Origin of the sequence: Comamonas sp. CAH-2 (assembly GCF_009668305.1) — a bacterium.
Classification (GTDB): Bacteria; Pseudomonadota; Gammaproteobacteria; order Burkholderiales; family Burkholderiaceae_C; genus Comamonas; species Comamonas aquatica.
Genome location: NZ_VSWF01000060.1, coordinates 1 through 11,925, shown reverse-complemented (window position 1 = coordinate 11,925; position 11,925 = coordinate 1). Strand labels below are relative to the sequence as shown.

Annotated in this window: 10 protein-coding genes; 2 read left to right on the top strand and 8 right to left on the bottom strand. The window is 62.2% G+C overall.

The annotated features are described in order from the left end of the window. Positions 1-11 precede the first annotated feature (11 nt). Together FYM52_RS18050 and FYM52_RS18045 are read left to right on the top strand one after the other, a co-directional pair. Positions 12-644, top strand: a complete 633-nt coding sequence (locus tag FYM52_RS18050; RefSeq protein WP_154165090.1) for a response regulator transcription factor — start codon at positions 12-14, stop codon at positions 642-644. Positions 645-772: 128 nt separating this feature from the next. Then, positions 773-1,267, top strand: a complete 495-nt coding sequence (locus FYM52_RS18045; protein ID WP_154165088.1) for a heme-binding protein — start codon at positions 773-775, stop codon at positions 1,265-1,267. Between the two features lie 2,040 nt (positions 1,268-3,307). Here FYM52_RS18045 and dbpA read toward each other — a convergent pair. From dbpA to FYM52_RS18005, 8 genes are all read right to left on the bottom strand, one after another. Next, positions 3,308-4,717, bottom strand: coding sequence for an ATP-dependent RNA helicase DbpA (gene dbpA, locus FYM52_RS18040; protein WP_154165087.1), 1,410 nt, complete (start codon positions 4,715-4,717; stop codon positions 3,308-3,310). A gap of 54 nt (positions 4,718-4,771) precedes the next feature. Next, positions 4,772-5,665, bottom strand: a complete 894-nt coding sequence (locus FYM52_RS18035; RefSeq protein ID WP_154165086.1) for a LysR family transcriptional regulator — start codon at positions 5,663-5,665, stop codon at positions 4,772-4,774. Between the two features lie 88 nt (positions 5,666-5,753). Continuing rightward, positions 5,754-6,917, bottom strand: a complete 1,164-nt coding sequence (locus FYM52_RS18030; RefSeq protein ID WP_154165085.1) for an acyl-CoA dehydrogenase family protein — start codon at positions 6,915-6,917, stop codon at positions 5,754-5,756. A gap of 56 nt (positions 6,918-6,973) precedes the next feature. After that, positions 6,974-7,351, bottom strand: coding sequence for a cupin domain-containing protein (locus FYM52_RS18025; RefSeq protein WP_154165084.1), 378 nt, complete (start codon positions 7,349-7,351; stop codon positions 6,974-6,976). Between the two features lie 14 nt (positions 7,352-7,365). Next, positions 7,366-8,598 (bottom strand): CaiB/BaiF CoA-transferase family protein, encoded by a 1,233-nt coding sequence (locus tag FYM52_RS18020; protein ID WP_154165083.1) that lies wholly within the window; start codon positions 8,596-8,598, stop codon positions 7,366-7,368. Between the two features lie 12 nt (positions 8,599-8,610). Further along, the gene (locus tag FYM52_RS18015; RefSeq protein WP_238826268.1) at positions 8,611-9,552 is read right to left on the bottom strand and encodes a tripartite tricarboxylate transporter substrate binding protein; all 942 of its coding nucleotides are present in this window, start codon (positions 9,550-9,552) and stop codon (positions 8,611-8,613) included. A gap of 135 nt (positions 9,553-9,687) precedes the next feature. After that, positions 9,688-10,644, bottom strand: coding sequence for a cation diffusion facilitator family transporter (locus tag FYM52_RS18010; protein ID WP_154165082.1), 957 nt, complete (start codon positions 10,642-10,644; stop codon positions 9,688-9,690). Between the two features lie 115 nt (positions 10,645-10,759). Beyond that, a complete protein-coding gene (locus FYM52_RS18005; RefSeq protein ID WP_154165081.1) occupies positions 10,760-11,803 on the bottom strand; it encodes an AraC family transcriptional regulator in 1,044 nt (347 codons plus the stop codon). Between the last annotated feature and the right edge of the window lie 122 nt (positions 11,804-11,925).

Below are 11,925 nucleotides of genomic sequence, written 5' to 3'. Positions count from 1 at the left end.
GCCCTGACCCCCTGCAGCAATCCCCCCTGATCCACCTGGTGGACGACGACCAGGCCGTGCGCGACAGCCTGTCGCTGCTGATCGGCACCGTCGGCCTGCGCGTGCAGGCCTGGGCCGACCCGCTGGCCTTCGCCGCCCAGTTCGACCGCCAGGCCATCGGTGCCATCGTGCTCGACGTGCGCATGCCCGGCGTGGGCGGCCTCACGCTGCTGGGCCAACTGATGGAGCAGGGCGTGGACCAGCCCATCCTCATCCTCACCGGCCACGGCACGGTGGACATGTGCCGCCGCGCCTTCAAGAACGGGGCCACCGAGTTCCTGGAAAAGCCTGTGGACGACGAAGTCCTGCTGGAGGCCCTGCAGGCCGCCGTGCGCCAGCATGTGCGCCTGCGCGCCCAGACCCAGGCCGACCGCGACGCCCAGCAGCGCTACGCCCAACTCTCACCGCGCGAGCGCGAGGTGCTGGCCCTGATCGTGCAGGGCCTGACCAACAAGGAAATCGGCCGCGCGCTGGACCTGTCGCCGCGCACCGTGGAAACCCACCGCGCCAACCTGTTCAGCAAGCTGGAAGCGCCCTCGCTGGCCTGGCTGATCCGCCGCTACGCCACGCTGGCCGACGACAGCGACGGCGCCCCCGCGGCCTGAGCCCTCCGTAGTTCTACGCAATCGCGCGCGTAGCCGCCCGCATGGTGCGCCGCGCGCGCTCTCTCTACAGTACCTCCCAGGCGCTGCAACCGGCCTGCGCCCCCGAACCCTCTGTAGAAAGCACCACCATGTCCCGCATCGCCACCCCCGCCCTCGCCATCGCCCTGTGCCTGCTGGGCACCGCCGCCCAGGCCCAGGCCGTCCGCACCGAAAAGAACATGTCGCTGGAACTGGCCAACCAGATCGCCGCGCGCAGCGTCGCTGCCTGCGCCGCCAACGGCTACGCCGTGACCGCCACCGTGGTCGACCGCGCCGGCACCGTGCGCGCCGTGCAGCGGGCCGACAACGCCGGCCCCCACACCCTGGAAGCCAGCCGCCTGAAGGCCTACACCGCCGCCTCGGCCAAGAACAGCACCCTGGCCATCATGGAAGGCGCCCAGAAGAACCCCGGTGCCGCCAACCTGGTGAACATCCCCGGCTACCTGCTGCTGGGCGGCGGCCTGCCCGTCAAGGCCGGCAACGAAGTCATCGGTGCCGTGGGCATCGGCGGTGCGCCCGGCGGCCACCTGGATGACCAGTGCGCACAGACCGCCCTGGGCCAGGTGCAGGACCTGCTGAAGTAATTCCAGCCCGCCTCCCCGCCACGGACACCGGTTCGTGGCCCGTACAGCGCCAGCACTCCTGAAAGCAGAGTGACTGGCGCTTGCTGTATCTACGTTTGGAGCGGATTGGGCTTGGATTTTTGTAGTGCTGGCTGCGGATCGCTGATTGCTGTTTGTGCGGCGGCTGGCTTGGCCTCGCTTGCCCTGGGGAAGGGGTCCACGCAGTGCCGTGGGCACTCTCCACTTCTTTTCATGAATGTGAGCTGCTTGCGCTTGCTGAATAAGCGTTAGAGGCCAATTTGGTCTTGATGGTTGTTTTGATTCTTGCTGGCCGCTTGTCGCGCGGCGGCGACTGACTTTCCTTTGCTTGCTCAAAGGAAAGAGCACCCTGCTACCCGTGTCCCTTTGGGCTTTGCTGCGCAAATCCCAAGCGGGCAACATGCGGTGCTCAATCACAGGGAGGGGCCGCAGAACTCACTGCGCGGCTGTGCCGCTCCGTTCAAACAACTGCGGCCAGTCAGATGACGAAGCCGATGCGCTCTGCGCGCCTCGGCACGGGTAGAAGGGCTTGCGGCGAAGACGCCGGGCCTGGTTGGTCTCTGTTTGTGCAATCGCCTCAATATTTATTCGAAAATGTGAGCATTTTACGCTTAATGGATAAGCATCTGGCTTTGTTTATCCTTTTGGCTTTTGCTAGCCGGCCTGCGCCCTGCGACGCCTCGGCACGGTTAGAAGGGAGACTTATGAGATTTCACTAGCGCTTGAATGAATTGTTAGCCGGGCCGAACATAGATACTGGCGTGCTGCTGATACTGACCCGTAACACCGACCAAGTTGCATAGATCCAGCTGACCAATGTTGTAAATAATTTATCCCACGTGTTGGAGCTGACTAAGCTTGACACAGATGCGCTCACCCCTATGCGAAGACTGTCAAGTGCTTGTGGCTCCAGCAGCGCCAACCGCCCTGAGGAAGTTGGTCCAGCGATTCTCGCCAGATGTTGGTGGAACTAAATAATGAAGGAGCAAGCTTCCACGGCTGTCTAAGGTATAAATTCACCGGCCGAGGCGGATTTTATCGAAGATCCGGCGAAATGATTGGTTGGAATTATGGAATAACGATTCCCTTCATCCTCCATACGTTAGAAATTGCTTTTCCAACTTCTTTCATCTCGTCTGAACTAAAAATATTTCCTTTAGCCTTATTGCAGGCAAAACAACAATAGACAATATTGTTTTTCGTGTAGTCGCCATTTGAGTCCAATCGGTCTATACCAAGTGCCTCGATAGGTTTGTTAGTTTGACTCTTAAGCCCAGCTTGCTTCAAATCAGTCTCGGCAATATTGCAGTAGTAGCATCTACGCGCCCGACCTGACTTCCAATCATCAAATTCCGTCTTAGTAATAATCAGCGCCGGAGTATTTGCGTAAGTTCGTTTAACCCCACTGTTGTCCTTTAGGTTTCGAAAGCGCTTACAGTCTTTGCAATATAGAGTTTTACCCGAGGAATAGAGTAGATTTTGGTCGCTGGTCTTGCAATCACTACAGACGGCTGGCATAAGAATCCTAACTAGTTTTATACAACACACAAAAGGCATGTCTACGTTACCCTAAGACTATAAAAAAAAGCTTTTTTAGAGGCAAATAAACTGTCGCAGTGTTTGGGAAAAACTAATTTTCCGCAGATGGTCCCCCTGCACGCGCAAGCGTCGCGCCCCACCGTTGGGGGAAGTCCCTCATATTTCCGGCGGCTGTTTGAACGGAGCGCTGCAAGCGCGCAGTGAGTTCCGCCGGACCAGCCGCCTGCAAGGCGCGCCTTTTCTTTCCCCGGTTTCTTTTGGCAAGACAAAAGAAACCGGGTCGCCGCCGGGCGACTCCCGGCCTCGGACACAAGTGCCACAACAAGCACAAGACAAGAAGCACAAACCATAGCTACCAGCGCTTGCTGCATAAGCGCTAGAGCCACCCAACACCCACAAACAAAAAAGGCCGCCAGTCTTGCGACCAGCAGCCTTTGGCATCAGCAACAGCTAGCACCTGCCAGCCGCCCGCTGAAAAGATGTTTACAGCACGCGTGCGCGCACACTCTTGCCCTTCACACGCCCGGCGTTGAGCTTGGCGCAGGCTTCGGCCGCAATCCGCCGGTCCACCGCCACATAGGTGGAGAAGTCGTTCACGCTGATCTTGCCGATCTGCTCGCGCGTGTAGCCGAAGTCGGCGCACATGGCGCCCATCACGTCGCCGGCGCGGATCTTTTCCTTGCGCCCGCCGATGAGCTGGATGGTCATCATGGGGGGCAGCAGGGCGCCGCCGGGGGCGGGCGTCAGTTCGGCCACGTCGAACCATTCCGAAGCGCGGCCCTGCAGCTGTTCAATCTTGGCGACGTGCACCATCTCCTCCATGTCCACCAGGTGCAGGGCCAGGCCCTCGGCATCGCCGCGGCCGGTGCGGCCGATGCGGTGGATGTGGACCTCGGGGTCGGGCGTGACGTCGATGTTGATCACCGCCGACAGGTTGGCGATGTCCAGGCCGCGCGCGGCCACGTCGGTGGCGACCAGCACGCTGCAGCTGCGGTTGGCAAACTGCACCAGCACCTCGTCGCGCTCGCGCTGTTCCAGCTCGCCGAACAGGGCCAGGGCGCTGATGCCCTGGGCCTGCAGGGCGGCGACGGCTTCGCGGCACTGCTGCTTGGTGTTGCAGAAGGCGATGGTGGATTCGGGGCGGAAGTGCGCCAGCATCTGCACGACCACGTCGAGCTTGTGCCGGGCGGGCACTTCGTACCAGCGCTGGGCGATCTTGTGCGCGCTGTGCTGGGCGGCGACCTGCACCATCTGGGGCTCGCGCATGAAGCGCTGCGCCAGCTGGGCAATGCCTTCGGGGTAGGTGGCCGAGAACAGCAGGGTCTGGCGCTGCGCGGGGCACTGCTCGACCACGGTGACGATGTCGGCGTAAAAGCCCATGTCCAGCATGCGATCGGCTTCGTCCAGCACCAGGGTCTGCAGCTTGGAGATGTCCAGCGCGCCGCGCTCGATCAGGTCCATCACGCGGCCGGGCGTGCCGACGACGATGTGAGCGCCGTTCTCCAGGCTGGCGATCTGGTTGCGGGAGGGCACGCCGCCATAGACGGTGACGACCTTGATGTTTTCCTGGGCGCGCGCCAGGCGGCGGATTTCGGTGGCCACCTGGTCGGCCAGCTCGCGCGTGGGGCACAGCACCAGGCCCTGCACGGCGAACCAGCGCTGGTTCAGGCGCTCCAGCAGGGGCAGGCCGAAGGCGGCGGTCTTGCCGCTGCCGGTGCTGGCCTGGGCGATCAGGTCCTGCCCGCGCAGCGTCAGCGGCAGGCTGGCGGCCTGGATGGGCGTCATCTGTTCATAGCCCAGCTGCTGCAGGTTCTGCAGGGTGGCGGGGTGGAGCGACAGGGAAGAGAACGCCGTGGATGCGGCTGCGCCGGCGGCGCTGGGCGAGGTAGTCATGGCGCGGATTATCCGGGCGGCGTGCCGCCGATGCCCGGCCTAGGTCAATCGCCCCTAGGCGGCATGCATTGCCACCTGCTGCTGCACGCTGTGCACAAAGGCTTTCAGCAAGGGACTGGTATGGTCTCTGCGCCAAGCCAGATAGGCAGGTGTTGTCACCACAACGCCCTGCAACGGTGCGTATTGAACGCCTGCGATCCCTGCACGCTCGACACAACGAGGCACCAAGGCCACGCCCTGCCCTGCCGACACCAAGGCGGCTACCGTCAACCACTGGCGCGCGGCGTGGGTGGTGTTGGGGTGGATGCCTGCTTGGTGCAGGCAAGAGATGACATTGTCGTAATTGGCGGGAGCAACATCCCGGGCAAACATGACAAATGTCTCCTCCCGCAGCAATTGCAAATCAATGCTGCGCTGCCCGGCCAAAGGATGACCCGTTGGCATGCAACACACCAAAGGCTCCTCCCCAATCAGCACGGTCTCAAGCAGCTCAGGCGCATGGCTGATGTTCAAGAACCCCGCATCCAGCTGCCCACCAGCAATCGCCTGCAATTGGTCGTGGGTGGAGGTTTCGTGCAAACACACTTGCACCAGAGGCCGCGTAGCTTGAAAGCTGCGGCAATACTCAGGCACATGTCGATAAATCATGGTGCCTGTAATGCCGATATTCAATCGTCCTTCAGCGCCTTGCGCCACCCCGCGCACGACTTCAGCCGCCCGCTGCATTTGCGTCAGTACTTTGCGCGCCTCGTGCAAAAACGCTTCGCCAGCGGGGGTCAGCGTCACCTGCTTGGCATCGCGCTCCATCAACACCACCCCCAAATCTTGTTCCAGGGTTTTCAAGGCCACACTCAATGGAGGTTGGGTGATCGACAGCCGCTGCGCCGCACGTCCGAAGTGCCGCTCTTCTGCCAAAGCCACAAAGTAACGCAAGAGATGGGTTTTCATGGTGGTGCCATCTTGCATCCACCGGCTGGTGTGGATCGTGCGCTCCTTCCTAGCATTAACCCTGACCTCCACCATGCTTGGGACTTGGTCAGTACGACTTGGGCAGCCCCAGCACTTTTTCAGCGATGAAGTTCAGGATCATTTGCGGACTGACCGGCGCCAAACGAGGAATCCATGACTCGCGCATATAGCGCTCGACATGGTATTCCTTGGCAAAGCCCATGCCGCCGTGCGTGTAGATGGCCGTCTCACAGGCTTTGCCACAGGCTTCGGCGGCCAAGTATTTGGCCGCATTGGCCTCGGCAGCGCAAGGCAGGCCTTTGTCATACAAGAAAGCCGCTTTTTGCACCATCAAGTGGGCCGCCTCCAGTTGCATCCAGGCTTGTGCCAAGGGGTGCTGGATACCTTGGTTTTGGCCAATCGGTCGGTCAAACACCACCCGCTCTTTGGCATAGAGCGCTGCGCGCGCCAGCGCGGCACGCCCCAACCCGACAGCTTCCGCCGCAATCAAGATGCGCTCCGGGTTCATGCCATGCAGGATGTAAGAAAAGCCTTTGTTTTCTTCACCAATGCGGTCTTCCACCGGAATGCGCAGCCCATCGATGAACAGCTGGTTGGTGTCCACGCATTTGCGCCCCAGCTTGGGAATCTCATGCACCTCAATATGGCTGCGATCGAGATCGGTGTAGAACAGGCTCAATCCTTCCGTGCCCTTGCACGCCTCGACCGGCTTGGTGCGAGCCAGCAGCAAAATTTTGTTGGCCACCTGGGCCGTGGATATGAACACTTTCTGGCCGGAAACCACGTAATGGTCCCCATCGCGCACCGCCTTGGTCTGAAGCTTGAGGGTATTCAACCCGGCATTTGGCTCGGTCACACCGAAACAGGCTTTGTCCTGCCCCGCAATCAAGGTCGGCAGCCAGCGTTTTTTCTGCGCTTCCGAACCAAACACCACCACAGGATGCAAGCCAAAAATGTTCATGTGCACTGCGGATGCACCTGACAAGCCAGCGCCTGTGGCCGAGATGGTGTGCATCATCAACGCGGCTTCGCTGATGCCCAACCCAGCGCCACCATAGGCCTCTGGCATCGCAATCCCCAGCCAACCGGCATCGGCCAATGCCTGGTGAAAGTCATGCGGGAAGCCACCTTCGTGGTCTTTTTCCAGCCAGTAATCGGCATCAAAAGGTGCGCACACACGCTCTATCGCATCGCGAATTTGCTCTTGCTCGGCATTCCACAAAAAATCCATGCTGTCTCTCTGCAGTGGTGTTGGGCTTCAAAAATTCTGAACAGCGTGCGCTGCACTCAAGGGCGCCGTACCCGCGCAGGGTTTTCTGCATAAGGTGGGCTGTAGATCACCAGCAGACGTACCGGTGTGTCGCTGGTCACTCGGAAGATGTGCATCACGTCTTCCGGGAAAAAACAGGTGTCCCCGGGCAGCATTGCGAACGTTTCGCCTTCCAACTCGACTTCGGCTGTGCCTTCCAGCAAATAGCAGGCTTGCTCCATACCAGGGTGGGCGTGGGGCAGTGCGCCACCGCCTTTTTCCAATGTACCGAGCACCACCTCCATGTGCTTGGCCCCCACGTTGGCCTGACTGACCAAGCGCTTGTTCACCGTCCCGTGGTGGTTGGCTGGGCTGTAGCCTTCCACGTCTTTTTCTCGAACCAAGTAACGCGACATTTTTTTCTCCTGAATCAGGCTACGACGCAGGCCGCTTGGCGGCAGGCGCCGCTGGCTTGCATGGCTGCAATTTCTTCTTGCGAATAGCCCAGGCGCCGCAGCACAGCTGCGGTGTGCTCTCCCAATTGCGGGGCAGGGCTCGCTTGCGTGGTGGGTGGGGTCTGTGACCATTGCGTGGGAACACCGGTGGTCTTGATCGGACCTTCGGTCGGGTGATCCAACGTACGCACAAATCCTGTGGCTTGGTGGTGCGGGTCCTGCAGTAGGTCTTCCGGCGAAGCCATGGGCATATTGGGCACATCCGCGGCATCCAGCAGCGTGCGCCACTGCCCGGTGGTACGTTGGCGCATGAGCTGCCCCACTTCGGCATAGACCGCATCAATGTGTGCAGCACGCTGGGTGTGCGTGGCAAACATGGGGTCTTGCATGCGTTCAGGCTGCCCGATGGCCTGGAAGAAGCTGTGCCAGTGCTTGTCGTTGTAGATCAGCACGCACAGGTAGCCATCCGCCGTCTGGTAGGGCTTGCGATGCTCTGTCAGCAACCGCGCATAACCAGCGCCCCCCATCGGCGGCTCAAAACTCAATCCGGCCAGGTGGTCGCCCAGGATGAATTGCGTCATGGCTTCAAACATGGGCACCACCACGGCTTGGCCTTGGCCACTGCGCTCCCGTGTATACAGCGCGGTGGTGACAGCGTAGACCGCATGCAAACCGGTGATGCGATCGCCCAGCGTCATGGGGGCATAGGCTGGTTCACCGCCACCATATTGCTGGGACAACCACGGCACACCGGTAGCGCCTTGAATCAAATCGTCATAGGCAGGCTTGGCAGCGTAGGGACCCGCCTGGTCAAACCCGCAGCAGCTGACATGGATGAGGCGAGGGTTCAGCGCCTTGAGATCGTCATACGACAACCCCAGCCGCGCCATGGCTTGCGGCCGCACGTTGCTAATGAGCACATCACTGTCTTTCAGCAAGCGCAGCAAGGCTTCTTTGGCACTGGGATTTTTCAAGTCCAGCACCACCGATTGCTTGCCCTGGTTGGCCTGCAGAAAGATATAGCCCATGCCCGCATTGCGCATGGGGCCCACATGCCGCATGTTGTCGCCCTCGGGCGACTCCACCTTGATCACCTCCGCCCCCAAAGAGGCCAAGATCTGCGTGGCAAACGGTCCCATGATGACGGACGTCATGTCCACCACTTTGACGCCCGCCAGCGGACCTGACGCGGTCGAACGCTGCTCCATATCCACCTCGCCTTACTGCGCTTCGATCTTGGACTGTTCGATCAACTGCCCCCAGACGTTCAGCTGCTGCTGCACGTAGCGCGCAAACTCCTTGGGAGTGGCCGTAGGCCAGACTTCAAAGCCCACCTGTGCCAGTTGATCTTTTACGTCTTGCTCTTTGAGCAGCACTTGCAGCTCGGAATTCAGGCGCTCCGCAATTTCAGCAGGCATCCCGGCAGGGCCAAAAATGCCATTCCATGATGTGATGTCAAAACCCGGCAGGGCCTTGGCCATGGGGGGAACATGGGGCAGCAAGGTCGATCCCTTGGCCGCCGTCACCGCCAGCGTGCGGACACGGTCGGTTTTCAACATGCTCCAACCGGACCCGAGGTCCACCACATACATCTGGATTTGGTTACCCACCAAGTCGGTCAACGCCTGGGGACTGGATTTGTAGGGCACCGACGTAATGCTGGTACTGGTCAAGAACTTGAAGGTCTCCGAAGCCACCAGCGACGTGCTGTTGGGCGTGCCGTAAGACATCTTTTCCGGATTTGCCTTGGCATACGCGATGAGTTCTTCCGTGGTCTTCGCCGGCACCGAAGGGTGGACCACCAAGGCAAAAGGCAGCTCCCCCACGCGTGCCACCGGTGTGAAGTCCTTGATGGGGTCGTACTTCAGCTTTTTGATCAACCACGGATTCGCGGAGTGCGAAGTGTTGGTGGTCATGAACAAGGTATAGCCATCCGGCTTGGCCTTGGCCACGTATGTGGCCGCGATCTGTGCGCTTGCGCCAGCTTTGTTTTCCACAATCACGGGCTGCTTCAAGCGCTCACCCAGCTTGTTCGCGACCACCCGCGCCACAGCGTCGGTGCCGCTACCTGCGGCAAAAGGCACCACCAGGGTGATTGGCCCCGAAGGGTAGGCCTGTGCAAAGCAAGGTGCTGCCGCCAAAAGCGTGATGGCACCGGCCATGGCTCGGAATGTTTTCATGCTTGTCTCCTTATGACTGGAAGCACTGTGTTCCCAGTGCTCATGCCATGTTGGAGTCATGCATCATTCGAGTCCAATTCTTTTTAATGGATTAAGAATTCGATTCTCGAATCGTCATCAAGTCGAAGGAAAGTGCCCCATGCGGCGCTCATAGAGGGTATCAACCCCCTGGGGCAGCAGCTCGATGTGCACCTGCACGCTGGGGATGGCGGCCATCAGCGCGGCCTCGGTGCGATGGCGCCAGTCGGCGGCCTGGGCCAGGCTCCAGTCGCCGGGCAGGTGCAGGTGCAGGTCGATGAAGCTGTGGCCACCGGCCTGGCGCGTGCGCAGGCTGTCGAAGACCAGGGCCACGCCGGTCTGGGCCTGGGCGGCCTGCACCTGGGCGTGCAGCACGGTCTCGACCTGCAGCAGTTGCTCGGGGTCCATGGCCACGTCCATCAGGCCCTGGGCGGCGCGCCAGACCAGCACAGCGCCGTGCCACAGGATGTTCAGCGCCACGACCACGCCGGCCAGCGGGTCCAGCCACCACCAGCCGCTGAGGTGGGCCAGCCCCAGGCCCAGCACCACGCCCACCGAGGTGTAGACATCGGTCATCAGGTGGCGGGCATCGCCTTCCAGCGCCATCGAGCGGTAGGTGCGGGCGCTGCGGAACATCAACCAGGCCAGCGCGCCGTTGAGCACGGTGCTGGCCAGCGACAGGCCCAGGCCCCAGTCCAGGCGCTGCAGCGGCTGGGGGTCCAGCCAGCGGGCCACGCTGACCCAGATGATGGCCAGGCTGGCGCCAATCACCAGCAGCCCCTCGAAGCCGGCCGAGAAGTACTCCGCCTTGTGGTGGCCATAGGGGTGGTCGTCGTCGGCCGGGCGCTGGGCGATGGTCACCATGGCCAGCGCGAAAGTGGCGCCGGCCAGGTTGACGAAGGACTCCAGCGCATCGGACAGCAGGCCCACCGAGCCGGTCAGCAGCCAGGCCAGCATCTTCAGCACGATGGTGACCACGGCCACGGCGATGGAGATGCGCAGCAGGCTGTGCGGCCTCATCCAGTCCGAAGTGCGTGCGGGTGTCTGCTCTGCCATGTCAGCCTCTGTAATTGAGAATGATTTTGGCTCTCAGCCCTTATATATCAAGCGCTGACAGCTATCGTTTTTCTACACTGCCTGCAGTGTGGCACAAAACGTCCGCCGGCGTGGTTCAGCGCCCGCGCTGGGCCTGGCGGTAGGTGCCGGGTGCCTGCCCGGTCCACTGGTGGAAGGCGCGGATGAAGCTTTTCTCGCCCGCAAAGCCGCAGGCCTGGGCCACGCGCTTGAGGGGGGTGTCGGTGCGCTGCAGCAGGTGCAGGGCGCGGTCGCGGCGCACCGCGTCCTTGAGGGCCTGCAGGCTGGTGCCGTGCGCCTGCAGCTGCCGGTGCAGGCTGCGCGGCGCCAGGTGCAGCTCGGCGCACAGCGTGGCCGCCGTGTGGCTGCACTGCGGGTGGGCGGCCAGGGCCTGGCGCACGCGCTGCACCAGGGGCTGGGCCGGCTTGTAGGGGCGCACCTGCAGCGGCAGGGCACGCTGCAGCATGGTGTTGAGCGCGGCCTCGTCGCGCACCAGGGGCAGCTGCAGCCAGTGGGCGTCCAGCTCCAGGCTGGCCGCAGCAGCGCCAAAGCGCACCGGCGCATCGAACAGCCGGCCATAGACCGCCTGGTGGGCGGGCGCCGGGAAGGGAAAACTGGCCTGGCGCAGCGGCAGGCGCGTGTCCACCAGCCAGCTGGCAAAACCGTGCAGGTTGCGCAGCACGGACAGCAGGCAGAACTCCTGCATCGCGCCCAGGTCGCGCCGCGCCTGCACGCGGATGGTGGCCAGCGGGCCGTCGACCTGCAGCGCCAGCGCCAGGTCGTCCGTCAGCAGGCCGTGGTGGCGGCACCAGCGCGCCACGGCCAGCCCCAGCGAGGGGCTGCTGATGCTGGCGCGCGCCAGCAGGCCGTAACTGCCCCAGGGCAGGCGGCGCTGGAACCAGCCCAGGCCCTCGTCGTCCAGCTCGCGCATGGCGTGGGCGCACAGCAGCTCCATCTGCAAGGCGGTGATGCGGGCCTGGTCATCGGCCAGCAGCGCTGGCGCAATTTGCGCCTGCTGCAGGGCCAACCCCACCTCCATCCCACGCTGCGCATAGGCCTGTGCCACGCAGCGTACAAAGGCGATCGGGGTGAAAGCGGGGTGCTGGCCGGCGGCGGCCGGCACCAGGGCGGGGGTGGTCATATGGCCATTATTGCAACCTCTGTGACCACATCTGTATCGTGATTCGCCCTAGGCTTGCAGCATGCCTTTCCGGGCCGCACGCCGCGCCCGGCCCCACCCGACGGAGACGTTCACGCCCATGC